The sequence below is a fragment of the Actinocrispum sp. NPDC049592 genome (genome assembly GCF_040675465.1).
In the GTDB taxonomy this organism is placed as follows: domain Bacteria; phylum Actinomycetota; class Actinomycetes; order Mycobacteriales; family Pseudonocardiaceae; genus Kibdelosporangium.
In genome coordinates this window covers 342,531-366,911 of the sequence record NZ_JBFAPA010000003.1, presented here as the reverse complement: position 1 = coordinate 366,911, position 24,381 = coordinate 342,531, and the positions used below count along the sequence as shown (strand labels likewise).

General features: G+C 65.0%; 18 protein-coding genes. 10 read left to right on the top strand and 8 right to left on the bottom strand.

Annotation, left to right across the window (positions count from 1 at the left end; genetic code table 11):
* Positions 1–46 precede the first annotated feature (46 nt).
* The 4 genes from AB0J95_RS11625 to AB0J95_RS11610 all read right to left on the bottom strand — a co-directional run bounded on the left by AB0J95_RS11625 (position 47) and on the right by AB0J95_RS11610 (position 3,661).
* Complete coding sequence (locus tag AB0J95_RS11625; RefSeq protein ID WP_364755859.1) at positions 47–622, bottom strand: hypothetical protein; 576 nt, start codon at positions 620–622, stop codon at positions 47–49.
* Positions 623–746: 124 nt separating this feature from the next.
* Positions 747–1,214, bottom strand: coding sequence for a SigE family RNA polymerase sigma factor (locus AB0J95_RS11620; RefSeq protein WP_364755856.1), 468 nt, complete (start codon positions 1,212–1,214; stop codon positions 747–749).
* Positions 1,215–1,274: 60 nt separating this feature from the next.
* Positions 1,275–1,862, bottom strand: coding sequence for a hypothetical protein (locus tag AB0J95_RS11615; protein WP_364755853.1), 588 nt, complete (start codon positions 1,860–1,862; stop codon positions 1,275–1,277).
* A gap of 68 nt (positions 1,863–1,930) precedes the next feature.
* Positions 1,931–3,661, bottom strand: a complete 1,731-nt coding sequence (locus tag AB0J95_RS11610; RefSeq protein ID WP_364755850.1) for a discoidin domain-containing protein — start codon at positions 3,659–3,661, stop codon at positions 1,931–1,933.
* 353 nt (positions 3,662–4,014) lie between these two features.
* Here AB0J95_RS11610 and AB0J95_RS11605 point away from each other — a divergent pair, with 353 nt between their 5' ends.
* From AB0J95_RS11605 to AB0J95_RS11595, 3 genes are read left to right on the top strand one after another with little or no spacing between them, the layout of a single operon-like run.
* Positions 4,015–4,854: a DUF1996 domain-containing protein gene (locus AB0J95_RS11605; RefSeq protein WP_364755847.1), complete on the top strand. Its 840-nt coding sequence runs from the start codon at positions 4,015–4,017 to the stop codon at positions 4,852–4,854.
* Complete coding sequence (locus tag AB0J95_RS11600; protein WP_364755844.1) at positions 4,851–5,402, top strand: DUF305 domain-containing protein; 552 nt, start codon at positions 4,851–4,853, stop codon at positions 5,400–5,402. The genes AB0J95_RS11605 and AB0J95_RS11600 overlap by 4 nt, the downstream gene beginning before the upstream one ends.
* Before the next feature lie 7 nt (positions 5,403–5,409).
* The gene (locus tag AB0J95_RS11595; RefSeq protein ID WP_364755841.1) at positions 5,410–6,423 is read left to right on the top strand and encodes a LacI family DNA-binding transcriptional regulator; all 1,014 of its coding nucleotides are present in this window, start codon (positions 5,410–5,412) and stop codon (positions 6,421–6,423) included.
* Here the strand turns inward: AB0J95_RS11595 and AB0J95_RS11590 are convergent.
* Entirely contained in the window at positions 6,420–7,892 is a 1,473-nt protein-coding gene (locus AB0J95_RS11590; RefSeq protein WP_364755838.1) for a carboxylesterase family protein, read from the bottom strand. The genes AB0J95_RS11595 and AB0J95_RS11590 overlap by 4 nt on opposite strands.
* Positions 7,893–7,936: 44 nt before the next feature.
* Here AB0J95_RS11590 and AB0J95_RS11585 point away from each other — a divergent pair, with 44 nt between their 5' ends.
* Positions 7,937–8,416 (top strand): cupin domain-containing protein, encoded by a 480-nt coding sequence (locus AB0J95_RS11585; RefSeq protein ID WP_364755835.1) that lies wholly within the window; start codon positions 7,937–7,939, stop codon positions 8,414–8,416.
* A 234-nt stretch (positions 8,417–8,650) separates the two neighbouring features.
* Positions 8,651–9,307, top strand: coding sequence for a Crp/Fnr family transcriptional regulator (locus AB0J95_RS11580; protein ID WP_364755832.1), 657 nt, complete (start codon positions 8,651–8,653; stop codon positions 9,305–9,307).
* A 230-nt stretch (positions 9,308–9,537) separates the two neighbouring features.
* Here the strand turns inward: AB0J95_RS11580 and AB0J95_RS11575 are convergent, their stop codons facing one another.
* Positions 9,538–10,824 (bottom strand): hypothetical protein, encoded by a 1,287-nt coding sequence (locus tag AB0J95_RS11575; protein WP_364755830.1) that lies wholly within the window; start codon positions 10,822–10,824, stop codon positions 9,538–9,540.
* 169 nt (positions 10,825–10,993) lie between these two features.
* Between AB0J95_RS11575 and AB0J95_RS11570 the strand changes: the two genes are divergently transcribed.
* Positions 10,994–11,695, top strand: a complete 702-nt coding sequence (locus AB0J95_RS11570) for a hypothetical protein (protein WP_364755827.1) — start codon at positions 10,994–10,996, stop codon at positions 11,693–11,695.
* Here the strand turns inward: AB0J95_RS11570 and AB0J95_RS11565 are convergent.
* Positions 11,628–12,623, bottom strand: coding sequence for a hypothetical protein (locus AB0J95_RS11565; protein WP_364755824.1), 996 nt, complete (start codon positions 12,621–12,623; stop codon positions 11,628–11,630). The two genes, AB0J95_RS11570 and AB0J95_RS11565, sit on opposite strands and share 68 nt — an antisense overlap.
* Positions 12,624–13,013: 390 nt before the next feature.
* Between AB0J95_RS11565 and AB0J95_RS11560 the strand changes: the two genes are divergently transcribed.
* The gene (locus AB0J95_RS11560; protein WP_364755821.1) at positions 13,014–15,212 is read left to right on the top strand and encodes an NB-ARC domain-containing protein; all 2,199 of its coding nucleotides are present in this window, start codon (positions 13,014–13,016) and stop codon (positions 15,210–15,212) included.
* Positions 15,213–15,349: 137 nt separating this feature from the next.
* Here the strand turns inward: AB0J95_RS11560 and AB0J95_RS11555 are convergent, their stop codons facing one another.
* On the bottom strand, positions 15,350–16,951 hold the full coding sequence (locus tag AB0J95_RS11555; RefSeq protein ID WP_364755818.1) for a TIR domain-containing protein: 1,602 nt from the start codon (positions 16,949–16,951) through the stop codon (positions 15,350–15,352).
* A gap of 275 nt (positions 16,952–17,226) precedes the next feature.
* Between AB0J95_RS11555 and AB0J95_RS11550 the strand changes: the two genes are divergently transcribed.
* The 3 genes from AB0J95_RS11550 to AB0J95_RS11540 are packed head-to-tail and all read left to right on the top strand — an operon-like array spanning position 17,227 to position 24,340.
* Positions 17,227–20,727 carry a glycosyltransferase gene (locus AB0J95_RS11550; RefSeq protein WP_364755815.1) on the top strand — a complete coding sequence of 1,167 codons (3,501 nt, stop codon included), beginning with the start codon at positions 17,227–17,229 and terminating at the stop codon, positions 20,725–20,727.
* Between the two features lie 5 nt (positions 20,728–20,732).
* A complete protein-coding gene (locus AB0J95_RS11545; protein WP_364755812.1) occupies positions 20,733–21,383 on the top strand; it encodes a tetratricopeptide repeat protein in 651 nt (216 codons plus the stop codon).
* Positions 21,384–21,415: 32 nt separating this feature from the next.
* On the top strand, positions 21,416–24,340 hold the full coding sequence (locus AB0J95_RS11540) for a BTAD domain-containing putative transcriptional regulator (protein ID WP_364755809.1): 2,925 nt from the start codon (positions 21,416–21,418) through the stop codon (positions 24,338–24,340).
* The last annotated feature ends 41 nt before the right edge of the window (positions 24,341–24,381 follow it).

Sequence of the window (24,381 nt, the reverse complement as noted above, 5' to 3'; positions counted from 1 at the left end):
CCATCGGGACTACGTGTCCCGATGGTCCAGTGCCGGGCCGTCCAGATCATTTGCAGATCTGCTTGAACGCCGTCGCCCCGGGCCGCACCCGGAACCGCACAACGTGTCCCACCGCGTCGGTGAACTCCGCCTCCGTCGGCGAAACCTCGGTCATCACACCCTCCTGGTACGGGTTGCCCCACGAACCCGGCAGCGGCTCCGGAACAGGCGGCACCGCCTCATAAAACCGCCCCCACACCTGCGCCTCATCGATCCCACAATGCGTATACAGCTGGTATGCAACCTGTGTACGCCCGGTATACGAGGTCTCCGGCGCTCCCACGGACTCCGTTCCCGGCGGTCCCGCCGATACCGACACCGGCGTCAACACCGGCCCCACCTCCCCCCGCCCTCCACCCACCAGCAACACCGCACCCACAATCCCGCAAACCACAACCCCCGCCGCCACCGGCACCCACCTCCGCGGCGACCACAGATCGTGCTCGGTACGAGGCTTTGCGGCGTCCCCAGCGAGCGACCCTTGGTGGTCGGGCGTGGGATGGGGCGTCCAGTCCGTTGTTTCTACCTCTACTGCGTCGGCGAGGGCTTGGAAGGCCTCGCGGAGTCGTTGCTCAGTGGTCATCGCGGGACCTCCCATCCCGGAACGGCGCCTGTGGACAACCCGTCCACATCGCGCGGATCTTGTCGGTGTGCGCCGGAGGACCGCGCTAGTCGCTGCATAACCACGGCTACACGCTTGCGGAGGGTCATGAGAGGCGGGCCTCCAGCGTGGCGAGGGCGCGGGCGGCGCAGGTTTTGACGGTTCCGCGGGACACGCCCAGCGTGGTGGCGATCTCCGCCTCCGACAAGCCCGCCCAGTACCGCAGCACCAGCACCTCCTGTTGACGCCGCGGCAACCGGCGCACGGCCTTGAGCACGGCCTGGTGTTCCTCGGCGAGCAGCAAGGACGCGTCGGTGGGTGGGTCGAGGGAGGGTTCGGCGCGCAGGTGGCGGGCGGAGACGGCTTGGCGGCGGTGGGCGGAGCGGGCGCCGTTGATCACCGAGACCCGGAGGTACGCGCCTGCGCCGGAGGGGTCGGCGAGGCGCGGCCAGTGTTTGTGCAGGGCCATGAACGCGTCCTGGACGATGTCCTCGGCCAGCACGCGGTCGCCGATCAGCAGCACCGCCAGCCGGAGCAGCCCCGGTCGCTCGCGGCGGTACAGCTCCTCGATCACACCCACCCCCTGGTCCGCGGTCCTACTCCATCCACGCGGACCGGGTGGGCGAGGTTGACATCAGTTTCGGCGCAGCTGGCGGCGCACGGTGGTGAACCCGACGACGAGCAACGCCCCGACCGCGAGCCCGACCAGAAGCGAACCCCACTGCAGGCCGGTCGCGACAGGAGCAGTCACAGGAGGAACCACAGGCGCGGCGGCGGCAATGGGAGTGACGGCGGTCTTGGGCTTGTCGAGCAGGGCCGCCACCAGCGACTGCGTGACCTGAGGATCGACCGGCCGATGGATAGCACCGCGTTGGTCGAACATGATCTGGCCGTCGTACGACTGATAAGTCTCGATCCACGGCCCACCGTCCTCACCCAGGAACACGTGGTCGATCCGCCACACCTGAACGTCGTGGATCAGCCAGGTGATGTTGACGGCCGAGCTGCCAGGGCCGCCGTGCAACGTAGGCGCCTTGGGGTCGGGGTTCGCGTCCCCCAAGGCTTCGAGCAGCTTCTGGTAGTTCATGTCGCCGGTGTACAGCGACGCGGTCTTGCCCGAGCCGGGGTCGACGAGGATGACGCTGGTCGGGCCGCCTGCGAACGCGGACGGCGCGGCTAACAGGAACAAGGCCACCACGAGAGCGGCGATACGGCGTGCCATGACTGCCCCCAAACGACAGAAGGTCCGGACGGTGTGTGTACACCGCCCGGACCCAAGGGGTTCCGTGGTTACCGGAAGACCCGCACGTAGTCGATGACCATGTTCTGCGGCAGCACGGTCCCGGCCCCGGGCGGCCCCGGGAAGTCGCCGCCGATCGCGTTGTTCAGGATGATGAAGTGGTTGTGGTCGTACACCCACGGACCCTTGGTGAGCTCCAGCTGCGTCCGGTCGACGGTGAAGAACCCGTTGCCGTCCACGAAGAACGTCATGTGGCTGGCGTCCCACTCCACCGCGAACGTGTGGAACGCGGCGTCCACGCGCTGGCCGAGGTCGAGCGGCTGGCCGAACCCGCCCGCGCCGAAGTACCCGGGTGCGTGCAGCGTCGAATAGACCCGGTTCAACTCACGGCCGACGTGCTCCATGATGTCGATCTCGCCGCAGTTGGGCCACGGCGTCCTCGTCGCGAAGAAGTTGCTGCCCAGCATCCAGAACGCCGGCCACAGGCCTTGCGTGCTGGACACCTTGATCCGCGCTTCGACGCGCCCGTAAGTGAAGTCGTACTTGCCATACGTGTTGATCCGGCCGGAGGTGTACTGGCACGTCCCGCTGCCGCTGACCGGGTCGACCGGGCACGCCGAGCCGGGGGTCGGCTCGCGGCGGACCTGGATCACCAGGTTGCCCGTGCCGTCCATCCGCGCGTTCTGGTTGTTGGTGTAGTACTCCAGCTCGTTGTTCACGCCGGAACCGGTCTCCGGAGTCCACTTAGAACTGTCCGGTGTGGAGTTCGCCGGGCCGTTGAACTCGTCGCTCCACGCCAGTCGCGTGAAGTTCGGCGCGGGCGGTGGGGCGGGCGGCTGGGTCGGCGCGCCGCCGGTGCCGTAGACCTGGAACTCCCACAACGAGTAGCCGTACCCGTTGGACCGCTTGGTGCCGTACATCCGCACGTACCGGCCGGTGCCCGACACGGTCAGGGTTTCCTTGAAGCCCTTGCCCGTCGTGGTGTTGTAGATCCGGCGCCAGTTGTTGTTGTCGTCCGACACCTGGATCTCATACGAGACCGCGTACGCCGGATCCCATTGCAGGACAACCTTGTTGATCGTCGCGGTCGCGCCGAGGTCGACGGTGATCCAGCCGGGGTCGACCCAGCCGGTGGTCGCGCTGGTCGCCCAGCGGGTCGCCGGATCGAGGTCGGTCGCCTTGGTGGCAACGCAGCCCGGGCAGGCGCCGTCGTCCTGGAAGCTCGACGCGGTCGCGGGTTTGTTGTACGACAACAGACCGGTGGGCCCGGGGTCGGGACCGCCGGTGCCCAAGACACCGAAGACCTGGAACTCCCACAGCGAGTAGCCCCACTGGGTGGCCCGCTGGGTCAGGGTGAGGCGGACGTACCGGCCCGCACCGGTGACCGCGAGCGTCTGCACGCCGCCGGTGCCGGTCGCGGTCGAGTAGATCTGGTTCCACGAGCTGCCGTTCTCCGACATCTCGATGGAGAAGGCCTTGCCGTAGGCCGTTTCCCAGTTCAGCACCACCTGGTCGACGGCCGCCTGCGCGCCCAGGTCGATCTGGATCGACTGGGGATCGGCGAACGCGCTGGACCACCGCGTGCCCGTGTTGCCGTCGACCGCCGCCGTGGCAGGGAAGGCGGCGTTCTCGGTGGAGGACGCGGTCGCCGGTTTGTTCTGGGAGATCAACGGGCCTGCTGCGGTGGCGACAGGCGTCTGGAACAGGGCGAACGCCAGCGCGGCGACCAGCCCGAGGGGTAACAGCCGCCGGCGGCGGGGCCGGGACGAAACCGTGTGCATGCGTGCTCCTTCGCGCCATGCATCGGCGAGATCGGGAGAGAGGTGTGCAGGGTGCGAGAGCGCTCTCCCGACACTGAGGGTGCAGTGCCCGAAACGTCCTGTCAAGGTAACGGGGGAATGAACGCCATGTTCCCTGGTTTCTGTTATGTCGCTCTCCGTGAACCGTCGGGTGGAGAGAGCGCTCTCTTGCATCCGCCGAACGGGGCAGCGCCGCTGGGCTGTGCAGCCCAATCAATTGCGTGCGAACAGGTCAAAGCGAGTCGTGCGGTTTGACGAGGTCCTGGCACCCGGGTCATCCTCGAACGGCGAGAGCGCTCTCACCTGCATCCCACAGGAGAGGGAGTTCATCTTCGATGAGGAAGAAAACCTGGCGCCTCGGGCTGATCGCCGCCGCGGTGGCCGCACTGCTCGCCGGCGTCCTGCCGGGCGCCCAAGCCGAACCCGTCCGCGTGGCCGAGTTCCTGGCCGACTGCACGCCGAGCCACCGCCTGCCGGACGACCCGATCGTGCTGCCCGGCCTGCCCGGCGCGTCCCACTCGCACGACTTCTTCGGCAACGACTCCACCAACGCCAACTCCACCTACCAGAGCCTGCTGGGCAAGACCGGCACCTGCAGGCCGGCCATCGACATCTCCTCGTACTGGGTCCCGACCTTCTACAATGGACAGCAGATCGTCGACCCGAGCATCGTCACGTTCTACTACCTGGGCGAGGGCGTGAACCGGCCGCAGGACATCAAACCGACCCCACTGGGCCTGAAGATCGTGGCGGGCAACGCCAAGGCCACCGGTGACGCCGACTCCAGCGCCCGCTGGTCGTGCCTGCACGCCGGTCAGGTGCCGCCGTCGAAGAACTTCGTGACCTGCCCGGCGGGCACCCAGCTGGAGACATATCTGGACTTCCCGCAGTGCTGGAACGGCCGCGACCTGGACTCCGCGGACCACAAGAGCCACATGGCCTTCCCGGTCGCGGGCGGCTGCCCGGCCACCCACCCGGTGCCGGTTCCCAAGCTGCGCATGGTGATCCGCTACCCGGTGTCCGGCAACCCGGCGGCGTTCCGGCTCGCGTCCGGGCCGGGGTACACGATGCACGGCGACTTCTTCAACGTGTGGCCCGCCGCCGAGATGCAACGACGGGTGCGCGACTGCATCAACGTCGTGATCAAGTGCGACATCAACGGCAACCACGGATGATCAGGCTCCTCGTGGGCATCCTCGCGGCGGCCGCCGTGACCGGGTGCGCGGCCGCGGGGGAGACGGCTGCGCCGGCTCCGGTGGTTCCTGCCACCACCGGGGCCGGGCAGTTCGGCCTGACCGAGCGCGCGTTCGTCGAGCTGCAGATCGCCACCGACGACCAGGCGGTGAAACTGCTGGACCTGGGCGGTGCCAAGGTGTCCGGCGCGCTGCGGGACCTCGCCGCTGAGATCGCCACCGCCCGTCGCACGGAACTGGCCGCACTGCACGGTTTGCTCGATTCCGCCGGTATCACGTACGTGAACAACCATGAGGGGCACGACATGCCGGGAATGCCCACACCGGACGAACTGGCCGAGCTGGCGGCCGCGCCGGCGCCCGATGCGATGTTCGTTCGCTTGCTGCGCGCCCATTTGGCCGAGTCCGAGGGCGTTGTCCGCGGTGCGGCCCAGTCGGTGACCCATGAGGCCACCAGAACCCTTGCCCGGCAGATGGAAACGGACCGGCAACGGTTCTCCCGGCGGCTTGGTGAGCTGCTGCGGGTATAAAGAGTCGGTGCCTGCCTCACGTGAGCCCAAACGCGTCACCCTGGAGGAGGTCGCCCGGGTCGCGGGGGTCTCCCGGGCGACGGTTTCGCGTGTGGTCAACGGAGTCTCCTCGGTCGACCAGAACATCCGGGTGGTGGTGGAACGTGCCATCTCGGCGACCGGCTACCTGCCCAACCTCGCGGCCAGGTCGCTGGTGACCCGCCGCGCGGACGCGATCGCCCTGGTCCTGCCGTCGGAGAACAGGATCGTCGGCGACCCGTTCTTCACGCAGATCGTCACCGGGGTGACCAGGATCGTGCGCCCGCTGGGGGTGCACCTGGTGCTGATGATGACCGGCCCGGACACCGGCGAACAGGTCGTCACGGACCTGCGGCAGGGCCGGTTGGACGGCGTGATCCTGGTGCACACCCACACCAACGACCCGCTGCCCGAGCTGCTTGTCAAGGCGCACAGGCCGGTCGTGCTCTCGGCGCGGCCGTCTTCGGCCGTTCCCATCACGTTCGTCGACGTCAACCAGACCGCGGGCGGGGCGCTGGCGGCCGAGCACCTGGTCGGCCGGGGCTGCCGCCGGGTCGCGACGATCACCGGGTCGTTGGATCGTCCGCCCGGGCACGAGCGGCTGGCCGGGTTCCGGGCCGCGATGGCCGGCCTCGGCCAGCCGGACATCGTTGTTGTGCAAGGGGATTTCACGCGGGAGAGCGGCGCGGCGGCGATGCGGCGGCTGCTGGCGGAGTTCCCGCCGGTCGATGGGGTGTTCATCGCGTCGGACCTGATGGCCGAAGGTGCTTTGCCGGTTTTGCGGCGGTACGGGCGATCCGTGCCCGACGACGTGGCCATCGTCGGGTTCGACGACAGCACAGCGGCTTTGACGTGCGATCCGCCGTTGACCACTGTGCGGCAACCGGTCGAGGACATGGCCGCCGAGATGGCGCGCCAGCTCCTGCGCCAGGTCGACGACCCGGACACGCCGGTGCGTTCGGTGATCTTCGAACCCGCGTTGGTGGTCCGGGAGTCCGCCTAGCGGACCCCTACCCAGATCTCGCGCTCGTCCGGGCGCGGGTCCTCGACCAGCTCCGCGGACAGGTCGAACCGCATGGTGGCGCGGGTCGGGCTGTCGTAGGTGGGCCAGCCCGGGTTCCCGGTGGTGGCGAAGGAGACCCATGCGCCGTGCATGACGTCGGCCAGCTCCTGCGGCAGGTCCTCGCCGAGCAGGTTCGCCAAACCTTTGTCCGCCAGGGTGTCGAACACGAACGGCAGCTCGGCGGCGTGGCAGGCGCCGAGCCGGCCGTCGAACGTGGGCGGCTGCCAGGAGAACTCGTACAGCCAGGTCGGCGCGGTCCGCTCGGCGATGCGCAGCGCTGGGATGCGGAACACCCAGTCGGTCTGGATGGCCGAGTAGAGGTCGCCAGGTGTCGCGTTTGGACGGTTCGCGCGGTAGATGGCGATGAGCTTCTCCGTGTCCGCGCCGTACCGCCCGACGAGCGCGTTGAGGATGTTCTCGTCGATGTGGCCGATCAGCCCGTTGGGCACCACGTAGAGCCGGAACTCCTCGGTGGTGGTGCCGAGCATCAGGTCCACGTCCGGGTCGAGGTTGTCCAGCGGGGGACCCGGAACCACCGTTCCGTCGACCACCGGTTCGAACGGCAGTCCGTTGAGCGCCGCGTCGCCCCAGACCGCCGGGTCCGGCTGGGCCGACAGGGTGGCGCGGAGCTGTTGCTGCGCAAGGACGAGCTTGTCCCGTGGTACCTGGGCGATGGCATCGAGGGTCGCGTCGACCTCGAGGATCTTGGCCAGCTGGGCGGCCACCATCCTGGTGGAGTCCGGCCGCAGCCACATGTGTGACGCTCCACTTTGGAGGATGGCCCGCCGGAACAGGCCGCGCGCACTGGGCATGCCGAGCAGGACCCCGATCGACATCGCGCCTGCGGACTGGCCGAACACCGTGACGTTGCCCGGGTCGCCGCCGAACGCGGAGATGTTGTCCTGGACCCACCGCAGCGCCGCGACCTGGTCCTGCAGGCCGAGGTTGGGGTGGTCGCCCTGGCCGAGGTAGAGGAACCCCTCGGCGCCGAGCCGGTGGTTCAGGTTCACCATGACCACACCGTCGCGGGCGAACGCCTCGCCGTTGTAGCCGCTGATGGAGTTCGAGCCGTTGCCGAAGCCGCCGCCGTGGATGAACACCATCACGGGCAGCGCGCCCGCGGTGTCCGGGGTCCAGATGTTGACGTTGAGGTAGTCGTCGCCGGGGATGTCCACTTCGTCGATCAGCTGGTCGACCGGCGCGGGATACGGGGCTTTCGGCGCGGTGGGACCGTACTCGACGGCGTCGCGGATGCCCGTCCACGGCTGGACCGGTTCAGGCGGCCGGAACCGGTTCGCGCCGACCGGCGGTGCCGCGTACGGGACGCCCTTGAAGACGAGCCCGTGGGCCGTGCGGGCGCCACGCAGCTGCCCGGACCGGATGGGGACGACAACATCGCTCGTCGGCATGATCCCGACTGTAGTCTGTCGAAAAGACTGGGGAAGGGAAGCGCATGTCATACCCAGAGCCGCTGTACAAGGGCGACACGGGCGAGGTTTCGGCGTACTACCGGCCGAATGACCACGCTCCGGAGCTCGTCTACCCGCACGGCACCAGGATTCACTACCTGGCAACGGGGGACACGACGGCCGGTGGTTACGGGCTGTACCGCTACGAGATGGTCACCAACGGCGGGCCGGGCCCGCACTTCCACCGGACCATCTCCGAGTCGTTCTACGTGCTGTCCGGCACGATCCAGATCTACAACGGGGAGAAGTGGATCGACACCGAACCGGGCGACTTCGTGCACGTGCCGGCCGGCGGCATCCACGGGTTCCGCAACGAGTCCGGTGAGGAGGCCTCGATGCTGATCCACTTCGCGCCGGGCGCCCCGCGCGAGGCGTACTTCGAGGGTCTGGTCGAACTCGGGTCGAAGACCGACGAGGAGCGCCAGGACTTCATGCTCTACCACGACAACATCTGGGTGCCCTGAGATTTTCCGGCGGCGGCCCGGGCCTCCGGGCCGCCTTTTGCCCGATCTCCTTGCGGTGGCAACGAAATGCAATCGGTTGCTTCACCCCGGCGGATCACCCCCGGCTGACTCGATCACCCGCTCACCGTCACAAACCGCCCGCCTGCCGAAGTAATCGGACTGTGCTCTCCGGCATTGGGAAGGCTGGAGGCTGAGCTTTGGGGCTTGAGGCATCAAGGGTTGAGGGAGCCGGTCGTGTTCGGAGACTTTCGGCTGAGTGAAGACGGGCAACGCAAGCTGATCGCCGCGGGGACACCAAGACGGTGGCGGCCGGGTCAGGTGCTGATCAGGGAGTCGGACAGCGACGACCACGTCGTGCTGATCATCAAGGGGCAGGTGAAGATCTCCTCGTCCGCGCCCAGCGGCCGGCAGGTGTTGCTGGCCATCAGAAGCGCGGGGGACCTGCTCGGCGAGGCGTCGGCCATCGACGGCGGAAAGCGCTCGGCCACGGCTACTGCGCTGACCAACGTCGAGGCGGTGATGTTGTCCAGCGCGGAGTTCCAGCGCTGTGTCACCACAACGCCAACAGTGGCTTGGGAGTTGCTGCGGCTGGTGGTGGGGCGGTTGCGGGAGTCGACGCGGCGGCGGTTGGAGTACGGGGCGTACGACGTGCCGACTCGGACGGCGTTGCTGTTGATCGATCTGGCGAGCACGCATGGGGAGCCGAACCGCAACGGGATCACGATCAAGCTGCGGCAGAGTGATCTCGCGGATGCCGCGGGGGCGTCTCGGGAGGCGGTTGCCAAGGCGCTCAAGGTTTTTCGGGATGCTGGGGCGGTGCGGACCAATCGGTGCAACGTGGATGTGCTGTCGATGGACCTGCTGCATCGGTTCGCTGAACCGGCCGCCTGACCCCCGTCGTGTCCCCCTTTCCTCCGCCGCGTGTCCCGTCTTCCTCCGGGCCGTGTCTCCCCCCAGTTCGGTCCGAGAGGTGCGCGCCGGAGGTTTCGGGGTGGAGGAAAGGGGGACACACCCGGGAGGAAGGGGGGACACGCGGCGGAAATGGGGAACCCCTCGTGAGTGTTCGGGTCTCACGAGGGGTTTGTGCGCTGTCAGGTTATCCGGGTACCAGGTTGGGGCATTCATTCTCCTTTCGGTTCGGATATGCCGTGGTGCTCGCGGATCATCCTCCTTATCACGGTCAGGGCCGGTGGGTTGGGCCAGGCGATCTCTCCCCGGAAATCGGCGTGGCCGGTGAACCCGGTGCCCACGGACAGGGTCTCCCCGTTGGTGTTGGCGATGGTGAGGATCTGCTCCAGTGGTGTTTCGCGGGCGAACTCGCGGTCCTGGTGGCGCAGGGCGTTCATCAGGGAGCTGGGGACGGGGTAGGCCGCGAGTTTGGTGCTGACGATGTCGGCGTAGTGCCATTCGGTCGTCTGGTCGACGGTGATGTCGCCGGTGCGGAAGTCGAGCTGGCAGTGGTAGGTGCACAGCAGGGTGTCGGTCAGGAACACCAGGAGGATCTCGTAGGAGTTGGCGCGGATGAGGGTGTCGTGGCCCCGGCGGATGCGTAATGGGGCGCGCAGCGCGACGTCGGGGAGGCCGACAATGGCCTGGACGGGGTGGATGAGGTCGCCGCCGCGGGATTTCAGGCGGGTGTCCAGCAATACGCGGGTGCTGGCGCGGGAAACGAGCGTGGAGATGTCATCGTCGAGCCAGGCGTCCATTTCCTCGTCGCTCGGTTTGGGCTCGGCGGCGGCGTAGTGGCGGCGGTAGCGCTGGTGTTCCCTGAGGTCCTCGGCGCCTTGTTTGGTGATCCACAACGCCAGGACCGCGATCAGGAACGAGGCCGCGTTGAACAACACCAGCGCCAGGATCGCCAGCAGCCCGGCGAACGCGAACAGCACCGCGTACCGGTTCCCGCCCCGCGGGGTGGGGGCCGGCGTGAAGTAGCGCTGGACCGCTTCGGCGCGGGCGGACAGGTCGTCGATCCGGCCGACCCGCTGGCAGAGGGCCTGCCAGGCGGCGCCGGTGGGGGTGCCGATGTGGTTGAGCAACGGCCAGAGGTCGTCCATGGTCAACCGCGACAGCACGCGCGTGAGGTCAGGTGACGGGGCGGTGTGGTGGTAGTCGTCCTGGATGATCGCGGACAGGATCTGGGCCTGCAGGGCCGCGGTCGTCCCGGCGTACTCCAGGGCCCTGGCCAGGTGTTCCTCGACCAGCCGGATCCGTTCGGGGCCGGCGTTGCCGGGTGCCCGGCCGTGCAGCAACGCGACGGCCAGGTGGAAGTGGGCCGCGCCGGAGCCGCCGGTGCTCAGCGCCGTGCGGAACTCCTCGGCCGCGGTCGAGTAGCGTCCTTCCTGCAGGGCACGCAGTCCGCTGCCGAAGTGATCGGTCATCGTGTCGAGCTGGTCGGTGGTACCGCTCATGCCCGTTCCTCACCTGACGAAGTAACCAGGCGACGATCCTCACCGCCGGTCACCGGGAAGTCTGTGGAATTTGACGCACAACGGAAATGTCCAGTAGTTGTCCACTCCACGCGGAAATGTCCACTCGCCGGGCTCGTTTATCGGTGCTGGGTAAGGCATTCTTTTCCCGGTGGGGAGCATGGCCGAACTGCGCCGCGGACGGCCCGGGCACCGGGTCGTCGAACGCGTGCTGGCCGAGCCCGGGCTGCGGTTCCGGGCCATTGTGGACTCCTACGCGCGCAAGTACCGCCTCGACCCGGACGAGCTCTACCAGGCCAGCAGCGAACGCCTGCTGCGGCAGCGAACCGTGCTGCCCGAGCACCACGGCCTGCGCGGCTGGCTGGACCGCTGCGTCAGATACGCCGCGCTCGACCTGGTCAAGGACCGCTACCGGCAGCCGGTCACGCTGGCCGAGCTGCCCGAACCCGTTGCGGCACAACCGATCGACACCGTTGGCTGGGAGCAGTGGCTGGTCCAGCGGTTGCGCCGGGTGCTGAGCACCGACCAGCTCAAGGCGACCCTCGCGCTCGTCCGCGACCCGGACATCGATCTGCGCGAGCTGGCCGGGCTGATCGGCAAGAGCTACGCCGGAGCCCGACAGCTGAAGTCCCGTGCGATGGCGAAACTCGGCGGCCTCATCGGCCTGACCGCGGCCGAGCTCGCCGCCTACCGGGGCTGGCGCAGGGGCGAGGGGGTAGCGGATGTGGCCCGCCGGCTGAAGATCGACCAGGCACAGGTCGAGCGGCTCCGGCGGGCCGCGTCCGTCAAGGTGCGCCGGTTCCTGTGGCCTGAGACGCCTGCCAGCGGATCCCGTAGGCGAGACCGGGTGTGAGCTCGTGGAACCTGGTGTGGATCTCGCCCGCGCCGTCCAGCGGCAGCAGGTCGCCGGCCGGCGCCGGGTCGTCGATGTCGCGTGAGAACGTGTTGTTCAGCCGCCACACCTTGTCCGGCGGACTGTCCACATTGAACCGGACGCGCAGGTCGAACTCCACGCACCGGTTGCGGGGCACGCACACGTAGTGCGGGGACATGGTCCGGTCCGGGCGTACCCGGGCGCGCAGCCCGATCTGGTGGGACTCGTCGCGCCGCAACGGTTTCGGCAGCTGCAGGCGGAACCCGTAGCGCTCGGCGCTCTCCATCTGCATGCGGGTCAGCCGCCCGCCGTGGAACACGTCGATCTCCAGCTCGTCGGTGCGCACCGTGCCGTTGCGGCTGGGCGGCGAGGTCAGCGTCATCGCCAGGTCGACGAACTCCAGCCGGTCGCGGTCGGCCACGATCCGCCGTAGCTCGAACGCCTCCGGCGTTGGCTGGTCCAGCGCCAGCGAGACCTGCAGGAACTCGGTGTGCCAGCCCGCGCCCGGCTCCACCGGCCGGTCCTCCACGTCGGCCGTGCCAGCGGTCGCCACCTCGGCCAGCCGCTCGATGCCCTCGTCGATCCGCCTGCGCGCGGTGCGTTCGTCGCGGCCGAGTTTCTGGGCGACCAGGTGCACACGGTCCTTGTAGTACGGCAACCTGACGTCCTCGCCGAGCGCGAACGCGGCCAGCACGGCGATCCGCAGGTCCTCCGGCAGCTCTTCGGCCCAGCGCAGCAGGTTTCCGCCGATCTTGCGGCGCATGTCCGCCGCCGCGTCGTCGGGGTGCGTGCCGGTCACCGCCCGCAGCGCCGGACCGACCCGGCCGGTGATCGAGCTCGCGAGGATTCCGCGCCCTTTGCGGAGCGCCTTCAATTCCTCGACGAGCAGCTCAACGCGGACCCTCACCGGGCGCCTCCGACTCGACCGCATGGACCGGGCAATCGATTACCGTAGCCGCACCGGCTGGCCCGCTCAACCCGGGCCGCTCACGATGCGAGCCGTTTCCCAATCAATCAGGAAACCCGGGACATCTTGTCCGCGCCGCGCGGCGCTGACCATGATTCAACCGCGCCGATTGACGGCGGAAAGTCGCGAAAGTCATTGAACCCCAAGCGTTTCCGGGGTGATTCGGGCTGTCCGCGGTAATCGGTGCGACGTAATTGCCGCGACATCGAGAGGGGGTGCGGCGGCGATGCAGACCCACAGTGTTCTGGCGTGGCTGCTCGGGCTTATCGGCTGATCCGAGTGTCCCAGGCTGACACACAGGAGTACGGCCGCGGCATCTAGTCTGCGGCCATGACCGAGCCGGCCGGGTTTGGCGCCGAGCTGAGAAGGCTGCGGCTGCAGGCCGGTATCTCGCTGTCCGGGCTGGCCCGCCGGGTGCCCTACAGCAAGGGTTACCTCAGCAAGGTGGAAACCGGTCTGGCGCAACCGAATATGACGCTCGCACACATCTGTGACAACGAGCTGGGCACCGGCGGGCAGCTCGCCACCCTGGTTCCGGTCATCCGGCGCGGACCGGGCCGGCCGCGCGTGCTGGAGCAGGGATTGGCCGGGCTGCCCCCGGTGACCGAACATTTCATCGGCCGTACCGGCGAATTGACTCAGGTGCTCGACGCGTTTTCCCGGCCGGCCAGGGCCGCGCCGGTGTGCGTCCTCGACGGGATGGCCGGTGTCGGAAAGACGGCACTGGCCGTCCGGGCCGCATACCAGCTGTCCGGGCATTTCTGCGACGGCACTCTTTTCCTTGATTTGCGCGGATACGCGCCGGACGCGAAGGAGGTTTCCGCCGGGGAGGCGTTGCACCGGATTCTGCGGCTGCTGCGGGTCGGCGCCGAGGACATCCCCGGGCACCTGGAGGACGTCGCCGCGCTGTACCGGGATCGCTTGCGTGGCAGGCGGATCCTGATCGTGCTGGACAACGTGCGCAGCGCGGGCCAGGTGGTCCCGCTGCTGCCGGCCGAGCCCGGCTGCGGCGTCCTGGTGACCAGCCGCAACCGGCTGACCGCGCTGGACGACGCGCGGCACGTCTCGGTCGGCGTGCTGCCGCAGCCCGAGGCGGCGCGGCTGTTCCGCTCGGTGGCAGGCACCCGGCTGGCCGGCGAGCGACCACAGACCCACCAGCCGGTCGGCCGGATCGTGCAGCGCTGCGGCCGGCTGCCGCTGGCGATCAGGATCGCCGCCGCCCGCTACCGCGGCCACCCCGCCTGGACGGTGGCCGGGTTCGACCGGCGGCTCGCCGACGAGGAGGCTCGCTTGGCCGAGTTGGATGACGGTGAGCGCAGCGTGTCCGCCGCGTTCCACCTGTCGTACCGGGACCTGCCGCCGGACCAGCGGCGGATGTTCGCGTTGCTGGCCCTGCACAAGGGGCCGGACATCGACCTGCCCGGCGCGGCCGCGCTGGCCGGCACCGGCCTGCGGCAGACCGAGCGGCTGCTCGACCGCCTGCACGACGCGAACCTGATCATCCAGCACGCCTATGGGCGCTACCGGTTCCACGACCTGGTGCAGGCGTTCGCGGCCGAGCACGCGGTCCTGCCCGAACCGGAACAGGACGCGGCCGTGCGGCGGCTGCTGGACCACGCGCTGGGCGGCGCCGAGGCCGCGGACGTCTTCCTGGCGCCGCACCGGTACCGGCCGGAGTTCGGGCTGCCGGGCCGGGACGGGTTCACCGACCGGGCCGCGGCGATGGAGTGGATGGACCAGGAGTGGCCGAACCTGGTCTCGCTCTGTCGCATATCCGTTGTATACAAGGTGCATACACGTTGTTGGCAGCTTGCGTACTCGTTGCGCGGCTTCTTCTACCTGACCAAGCTCTGGCAGCCCTGGGTCGAGACACACGCTCTGGCCGTCGAGGCCGCGCGCACCTCCGGTGACAAATGGGCCGAGGCCACCACGCTGAACAGCCTCGGCATCGCGCACATCGACCAGGGCGACCAGGAACGCGCCGCCGAGTGCTACCGGGCCGCGCTCAGCCTGTTCGAGGCCATCGGCGACCGTTATGGGACCAACAATTGCCTGGTCAACTTGGCCTGGGTGCACCACTACTGCGGCAATTTCGCTGCGAGTCTGCGGGACATGTGGCGGGCTTTGACATTCTATCAGACTCAAGGTTCTTCAAGTAATGCTGCAATTACCTTGCGCGGAATTGCCGTGATGCAGATCGATGCCGGCGCTACTACACACGCAATTCGCCATCTTAAACAAGTGCTTGCGGAGTTTCGACGCCTAGATATGCCATTGGACGAAGTAATGGCGCTTAACTGCCTAGGCTTGGCATATCTCAAAGAAGGGTGCATGTCACTCGCGGAGGCGTACTATCACCAAGCCGTCGAGTTAGGTGAGGCATGTGGCGCCCGCTACGAAGCTGCACGTGCTGAGGTCGGTCTGAGTGAGGTGGCCGCTGCCTGCGGTAGGCCGGAAGACGTGCAAGCCCATTTAGCGCGAGCAGGCCGATGGCATCCAAGATTTGCGGATGCTCGTGCCACCTCTTAATAGCAAAGCGATGGCAGTTCTGGTCAGCACAAGCAGATGTGTTGCTCCTCAGACGCTTGCCTCCTTACAGATCAAGGCAACGAATTTCTCGATTAAGCCACTTCCTGCTGAGAGGGATAAGACAGGTGAAATCGTACTCAATAGCTAGTGTCCACCGCCTCCAATATTCGATTATCAAGTTTGAGCTGCAGGTCATTTATGATCATTCGGGAAACTTCAATCTCATGTGCAGTCAGTTTGGCGCTATGTAAGAATTCGGTTATGATGGCTATAACTTCTTGCAAGAATGTTTCCGTCATATCGCCAGTCGTGTAGTGAATCCGTGTTGCGAGTACTATCAATGGATCTATCGTCCAGATGGACCCAACGCGAGACGCTGCAGAGTATGCGCTCAAACTTTTGAGCACTGCTCCAACGTCTATATTGTCAAGGCCGGGCAATCGGGTTAGTAACTGTGCCGGGATCGTGTTCGCGCCAAGTTGATCTACTAGACAAAGTACAGACAATTCACTCGTGCCCATCTGATCGAGTACGCGACTAATTCGCGCCAGCACGTATTTCGTAAAGTGAGATTCTTGGTCGATCTCTTCCATAGCAGAGGCGTAGGATGCTTGGCCTTGGCGATCGCGAAGATAGTCACCAACGGCAATTAGTGCGGCTGCGTTGGTGTTTAGGCGAAGGGCCAATGAATCACGCGCCCGTCGATCTTTCGCGTTATCAGGAAGTCTGTATCGATCGAGTAATGACGAAGCGTCTGACAGGGGCATGGGGCCAATTCTTATGCTCGGAATTATGTCCCGAAAGGTATCTTTATCACCTATTAGGATGGTTCGCGCACCAGTGTATGCTGGCATCGTCAATATATCGAGGATGTCCAAATCGGTCATTTCTGGAACGTCATCGATGATCCATAAACTAGGCGCGCCGGATGCCTGCAGATGGTCGGCAATGGATTTGATGATCCGATGACCAGGAATGGCGTCGACGTCAAATCCAATCTTGAATGCAACGCGATGAAGCTCGTATATGTATCTGACTTTCAATTGCTCTAATGTGGCGCCAGCCCCAGCTAGACTCAACCAATGTATTCCTCCAGGGTATGCATCGGAAAACCAGGATGAATAGGCTGTGACTAATGCGGTCTTGCCTGCGCCTGGAAGTCCATTGACTGAGACGAACGGTCCGCAGATGGCTGACCGGATGAGTGGATAGTCGATAGCATTTAGAGCGCTGTGTAGATCCCATAGTTCGGCGTGTCTGCCGATGAGGTTCAGTACGTGGCTCGACTGCTTGACTGACAGCCATGGATTGGGGACGTGCGGCACCTCGCCGATTGACCCTTGGATTTCTTCGGTCCGCTTCGCTACTTGTCGCGCTAATTCGATGACTCCCGTTACTGGTAGGGCAAACCTGGCGTCCGCCAGTTCGATTGGGCGGAGGTGAAGGGTGCTCGATTCAGGGTTAATGACCAATATTCTTTTACACGGGTCACCCTCTCGCTGGCCGGCAAGGAAAGCGATCATCAGCTCGCGTTGGCATGCGGGTCGGACGGCATAGTCAGCTGAATAGTATGCGACTAAACACTTTGAGCTGCTCAGTCCGTCACGGATACTCTTTGTAATACTGACAAAATGAGCTATGTCGTCTTCGTCTACGAATACGCGGAGACCGAGTGCGCGTAGTTCGAACGCAAGGTTACGGACCTGCGTTCGGTCAGTACCGGAGAACGACAGGAACACATCGTAGATCGTTTCTAGCAAGCTGGTGGCGTCCTCTCATCTCGCAGCTACAAGCGTTGCCGTTCGGTAATCTTCCAAGCGTGAGACTGGACTAAGATTAGCGGCTGTCGCTACCAGGTGAAGTGTTACATCGTTCCGACGTTGATTGGTAACGACGCAGGTGATGCCAGTCAGCAGCCATGGGCAGCCCGCGTTGATGATCGTCTAGGTGACGTCACAGCCCTGACTGAGAGGGGAGGAGGGCGTTGGAGAACCGGTCGTCTTTTGGTGCCCGGGTGCGACAGTTGCGGCTAGCGGCTGATCTGTCCACGAGAGCTTTGGGCGAACTCATCCACTACAGCAACGCTCACGTTAGCCGTGTGGAACAAGGGCTATCACCACCCTCGATGACTTTCGCAGCAGGCTGTGACCGAGTGTTTGGCACTGGAGATGAACTGGCACGTGCTGCCGCCAGATTGACCGTTGTAGATCGGCGAGCCGGGAGCCGCCCTTGGTTCGATGTTCCTGCAGGCCCATCGAGACTGATAGGGCGGGAAGCCGACGTCGATGCGCTCAGAAAATATCTACATGGCGGTGTAGGGCGAACAGCTCGTGTGTGTGTTGTCTATGGTATGGCCGGGGTAGGGAAAACTGCTATTGCGCTATCAGTGGCGGAATTGGTGCACGAAAACTATCCAGATGGATGTATGTACCTAGATATGCAGGGATATACTCCCGACGTTAATTCGCTAACCGACGAGGATGCACTTGACAGTACTCTTCGTCGAATGGGAGTAGCGGGTGAAGTAGTGCCGCAATCCGTTGACGATAGGGAGGCATTGTTTCGACAGAAGCTCACCGATCGGCGCTTGCTGATAATCGTAGACAACGTCGCGAACGTGCGGCAAGTAAGCAGACTGCGGCCGCCAAACGGCCGAACGTCGCTCATCGTTATCAGTAGACACGCGCTTACGGGGCTAGATGCAGAAATGCATTGGAACGTCGGTGCGCTCGCCCCGGGTGAGGCGGTTGAGCTATTTCGTTGGGTCTCCCAATTGCCGCCGGATTCTTACGAACGTGGTAATCCTATCATCGTTGACAAGATTGTCCAGATTTGTTGCGGCTTGCCATTGGCGATTTGTATCGTAGCGTCTCGTTTTCGAGACAATCCGGTGAGGCGCCTTGAGGACGTTGCGGCACGCTTAGCAGATCATTCGGCTTGGCCGAATGAACTTGACGATGGTATCCGAAGCGTGATGGCAGTCTTTGCTACCTCGTGTGCCACCCTCTCCGATACGCAACGTGCCATGTTGGCTCTTCTTGTCTTGCACCCTGGCCCTCGCGTAGATGCTTATGCTGCTGCTGCGTTGGCCGGAACAAACCCAGCATTGGCTGAGAGCGTGCTTGATGAGCTGATCAGAACTGGGATGCTTGAACGACATTCGCACAACGCTTATCGTCTGCACGATTTACTGCGTGGCTACTTGCGTCAACCGGAGGCCGTGTATCTCTCTCCGGCCGAAACTATGGCGAGTCGCGGTAGGTTATTTGATTATTATACGCATACGGCGGCCGCTGCAGACAGGCGAATTGATGAACATCGATATCGAGTTCAAATCGATTCTATGTCATCTGCGGTAACAATTAGAGATTTTCCGGACAAGAGTTCCGCTGTCGATTGGATGAACCGAGAGGTTGGTAATTTCCTGCAAATAGCTCACGAGATGGAAACGCATGCGGAAGCGTTAGTGTGCTGGCAATTCGTCTATTATTTGAGAGGGTATTTGTTCGCAACAAAGCAATGGGAGTTGATGATCGCATGTTTTGTCTACGCGCTCGCGGCAGCACGGAGATCGGAGAATCATAGGGCTATTGCGATTGCGCTCAACAACTTGGGTTTAGCTCACGCGCAGCTCCATCGAAATCATGAAGCCATGAGTTTTTATGCGGAAGCGCGGGTTGAGTTTTACACTGCCGACGATCTTCACGGAGAGATGAATGTAGTAGCTAATCATGCCTGGCTCGCCTACGATAGTGGTCAATATGAACTGGCATGTGAGCTCGCGACTACTGCTCGGAATTTCTATCGTGCTCACGGACAGTATTCGAACGCGGCTATCGCTTTAGACTGTGTCGCGCGGTGTGAACTTAGACTCGGCTCATTTTCGGCCGCCGAAGGAAATTTTGATCAGGCCCTAAGGGAATTTGACGGGCTTCGTTTTAGCGATGGAGATGTGGCGCAACTACTTTCTCATCTCGGCGAAACTGAGCACCATCTTGGAAAGCTTGAAAAAGCCGGTGCTCACTATAATGAGGCGATTCTTCGCGCCCGGAAGGGGAAGTCATTGCGAGAGGAGGCCGCGGCATTTGAGGGTCTTAGTCGCGTTGCGCTGGCGCAGGGACGAGCGGTTGACGCCGACGCGCATCGCGCTGCGGCCATTGCTCTTTATGAAGAAGTCGGTGGATGGGAAGATGTGGAGCGAGTTCGTGCTGATGGACACGCGAGATCCATGCAGGACGATGGCTCTATTGGGGTAACTACAGTTGAAACACGAGCGCCGACGGGAAACTCCAAGGAAAGCCTGAGTATTCTAGTGGTGAACACTGAATGGTCGTCTCGGAATGGTGGGCAGAGCACCTTTAATCGAGAGTTGTGTAAAGCGCTGGCGTCCCTAGATGTAACTGTTTTTTGTTCGGTACCAGATGCATCGGCTGATGAGTCTCGTGATGCTCAGGCCGCAGGTGTGCACCTGGTTAAACCACCGCCCTCTCTGGGGGATCCCTATGCTGCGCTTTCGCGACCACCGAAGCTCCCCTTAGCCGTAGTTCCGCAGGTGGTAATCGGCCACGGCCGAAAAACGGGAGAGGCTGCCATGTGGTTGGTCGAGGACCACTTTAGAAATGCGAAATTGCTACACGTCCTACACGTGATCCCCGACCGAGTGGAATTTGAGAAAGACTATAGTCCAGGTGAAGACTCCATGGCGACTGCCGAGCAGCGCATCAACGATGAAATCTTGGTCGCAAAACGGGCGGATCTTGCCATTGGAATTGGTCCTGTGCTGTATCATTATCTTCGCGATCGATTGTTAGGCACTGACGCCCCTGAACCGTTGCGATTGGATCCCGGATTTGACCTTCTAGGTTCTGTGATTGAACCTCCACCCCCCAGTGACACTATACGGGTGTTACTTGCTGGACGTTTAAGTATGCGTGAAGTTAGAGTGAAAGGTGTCGATATTGCTGCACGTGCATTGGGTGCGATACTCACGCGACGTCGATCGAGTGAGTCGGAAATCGAATTGGTTCTTAGAGGAGTTGCGGACGGTGAGGGTCGAATCATGGCCGACGCCGTCAGGAGTTGGGCCGGTACCGGGGCGCTGCGGGTCGTGCCAAGACCCTATTCGGCTGATGCTGCCACCTTGAACCAGGATATGCATCAGGCGACCCTGGTTATTATGCCCTCGCGTACGGAGGGATTCGGATTAATCGGCTTGGAGGCCATGGCGCGGGGTGTGCCGACGTTGGTGAGTAAAAGTAGTGGTCTTGGTGCGCTTTTGTATGAGCAGCGATCCAGCTTGTCCGTTGAGTTGGCGAATCGAGTAATTCCTGTTACAGATGAAGAGCGGGCTGACACTCTACGGTGGAGTGACGCAATTGCGAATGTCATCGACAGTCCAAAGCCGGCATTCATAGCGGCCAAAATGTTAGGGGAAGATATGGCGGCAAGACAGACTTGGCGTATGGCTGCCTCCACACTATTGAATTCTATAGCTGCTCTTTTGAATAACAGCTAATAGTGGTGAATGTAGAGAGTCTCGCTGGGAGCGGTGACAAATGGGCCGAGGCCACCACTCTGAACAGCCTCGGCATCGCGCACATCGACCAGGGCGACCAGGAACGCGCCGCCGAGTGCTACCGGGCCGCGCTCAGCCTGTTCGAGGCCATCGGCGACCGGTTCGGCATGAGCAACTGCCTGGTCAACCTCGCCTGGGTCTACCACTACCGCGGCGACCACCCGGCGGCGCTGCGGGACATGTGGCGGGCGCTGGCGTTCTACCAGCAGCAAGGCGTGCCCGGCAACGCGGCGATCACGTTGCGCGGGATCGCGGTGATGCAGGTCGAGGCGGGCGCGGTGACGCACGCCATCCGGCACCTCAAGCAGTCGCTGGCCGAGTTCCGCCGGATGGGCATGCCGCTGGACGAGGTGATGGCGCTGAACTGCCTGGGTAAGGCCTATCTGAAGGAGGGGCGGCTGGCCCGGGCGGCGGCCTGCTACCGCCAGGCGATCGAGCTCGGCGAGGAGTGCGGGACCCGCTACGAGGCCGCGCGGGCCGAATTCGGCCTGGGGCAGGTGGCCGCCGCGGCTGGCAGGATGACGGAGGCGAAACAGCACTGGGAACGGGCCGACGAGCGACACCCGAACCTCACCCGGACCCGTGGGTACTTTTGACGGCAGTGACATGACACCGTTCGGGGAGGGCCGTGGAGTTCCGACTGCTGGGGGCGGTACGCGCGGTCCACGACGGCGAGGCCGTCGCCCTGGGCCCGCGTCAGCAGCGGCTCGTGTTCGGCGTGCTGGCCTGGGAGCTGGGCCGCCCGGTCTCGCTGGACCGGCTGATCGACCTGGTCTGGCCGCAGTCCCCGCCCCGGACCGCGGCGCACGCCATCCGGGTGTGCGTCTCCGGCCTGCGCTCGATCGTCGCCGGGCACGTGACCATCGACGCCCAGGGGCAGGGGTACGTCCTGCGGGCCGACCCGCGGCTGTTCGACGTGCACCGGTTCCAGGCGCTGGTCACCGAGGCGCGCGCGACCGCTGACGACTCGTCCCGGCTGGAGCTGCTCGACCGGGCGCTGGCCGAGTGGCAGGGGCCGGTGCTCGCCGACACCGCGCCGGACGAGACCCGGTCGCGCCTGTTCAGCGGGCTGGACGAGACCCGCCTGGTGGCGATGGAGGACCGGTTCGAGGCGTTGCTGAACCTGGGCCGCCACCACGCGGTGGTCAGCGCGCTGACCGGGCTCGTGCAGACGCATCCGACCCGTGAACGCCTGGTCGGCCAGCTGATGCTCGCGCTGCACCGTGGTGGCCAGACCAGCCAGGCCCTCGACGTGGCCCGCCGGACCAGGGACTACCTGGCCGAGGAACTGGGCATCGACCCGGGGCGCGCGTTGCGGGAGCTCGAGGTCGCCATCCTGCGCGACGATCCCTCGTTGGCCACGGCCAAGCCCCGGCAGGTTCCCGCGCAGCTGCCGCCCGACGTCGCCGACTTCACCGGCCGGGCGGCGATGCTGGACCAGCTCGACGCGCTCGCCTCGGGAAACCCGGCGGCCGTGGTGATCAACGCGATTGACGGTACCGCGGGCGTGGGGAAGACCGCGCTGGCTGTCCATTGGGGACACCGGATGCGGTGGCGGTTCCCGGACGGGCAGTTGCACGTCAACCTCCGCGGTTACGCGCTGAGTCCGCCGATGCGGCCCGCCCAGGCGTTGACGCACTTCCTGCGTTCGCTCGGGGTGACGGACATTCCGGTCGACGTGGACGAAGCGACCGCGTTGTACCGGACTCTGGTGTCGGACAAGCGAATGCTGATCCTGTTGGACAACGCGGTGAGCGCCCAGCAGGTTCGTCCTCTGCTGCCCGCCAGTCCTGGTTGCGTGGTGCTGGTGACCAGCCGGGACCGGTTGGACGGCTTGGTCGCCGTGAACGCGGCCCGCCGGGTCACGTTGGACGTGTTGCCCGCGGACGAGGCTTTGGCCTTGCTGGAACGGATGCTGGGGGTGGGGCGCGTTTCCGCCGAGCGTTCGGCGGCCGGGGAGCTGGCTTCGTTGTGCGCCTGTCTGCCGTTGGCTTTGCGGATCGCCGCCGCGCACCTGGCGAGCCGGCCGGGCCGGTCCATCGCGGAGCACGTTTCGGCTCTGCGGGCCGGCAACCCGGTGTCCTCGTTGCGGATCGACGGCGATGAGGAGACCGCGGTCGCGGCCGCGTTCGACTTGTCCTACACCGCCTTGAAGCCCGATGCGCAACGGTTGTTCCGGTTGCTGGGTCTCGTTCCCGGGCCGGATGTCGACGTGACCGCCGCCGCGGCTCTCGCGGACCTTCCGCTGGATGAGACCACCGATCTGCTCGACCGGTTGGCCGAGGCGCACCTGATCGACTCCCAGTCTCCCGGCCGGTTCTCGTTCCACGACCTGCTTCGGCGCTATGCCTGGGATCGGGCGCATGAGCAGGACGCCGACTCGGCAGTCGCTTGTGGACGATTATGGGACCACTATCTGTCGTTGAGTTCCGCTGCTGTGGATCTGTTGTACCCGTACATGCTCCGGCTGCGGGAGAAGTCGTCGGCGGGTGTGTTCACCTCGCACGCTTCGGCACTGTCCTGGTTGGACGCTGAACGGTTGAACATCCTGGCCGCGGTGCCTCGCGCGGACGCCTCGACCGCCGTGCTGCTCGCGGACACGATTCGCACGTACCTGTACATGCGTGGCCACAACGGGGATCTGTTCCAGGTCGCCGCCGCCGCGTTGGATGTGGCTGCGACGCCACGGGATCTCGCCGCCGCGCACCTCGGCCTCGCGACCGCGCACTACAGCCAGAACCACTATCCCGACGCCATTTCGCACTACACGTCGGCGTTGGAACAGTGCCGCGCGGCGGGTTGGGTGCTCGGTGAGGCCGCGATGCTCAACAACCTCGGCGTGATCTCCGAGCAGCTCGGCGACCTCGACAAGGCCAACACCCGGTATGTGCAGTCGCTCGAGCTGCACCGCCGTGAGGGCATGCTCGACCGCGAAGGCCCGGCGCTGATGAAGATCGGCTCGAACCACCAGTACCGCGGCGAGTTCGAGGAAGCCGCGTCGTACTACCGGCAGGCGCTGGCGAGCAGCCGTTCGCTCAACTCCCGGCACGGCGAGGCCAACGCCCTGCACTACCTGGGCGCCACCGAGTTCCTGATGGGCGACCTGGACTCCGCCTACGCGCACAACACCGCGGCCCTGGCCATCTACCTGGACCTGGGCGCCCGCAACGACGAAGCCCAAGCGCGGGCGCACATCGCGAACATCTACCGCGCCCGGTCCCGCCCGGCCGAAGCCCTCGACACCCTCAAAACCGCCCTCGACCTGGCCCTCGAAACGGGGGAGAAGCGGACCGAGACCTGGGTCCGCACGGCCCTGGCGGCCACCCACGAGTCCATGGGCAACACCGCGAAGGCGATCGAGGAGTACACGACCACCCTCACCATCGCCCAGGCCATCGGCGCCCGATACGAGGAATGCGAAGCCCTCATCGGCCTGGCAGCGACCAAGAAGAGTCCCGAAAACGCCCAAAAAGCCTTCACCCTGGCCAAAACCACCGGCTACAAGCACCTCGAAACCCGAGCCCAAGCCCTCATGAGTGGTCATGCCGGTTAGAACCGGTCCAACCACTCACCAGGGGGATCCCGGTGAGGCGG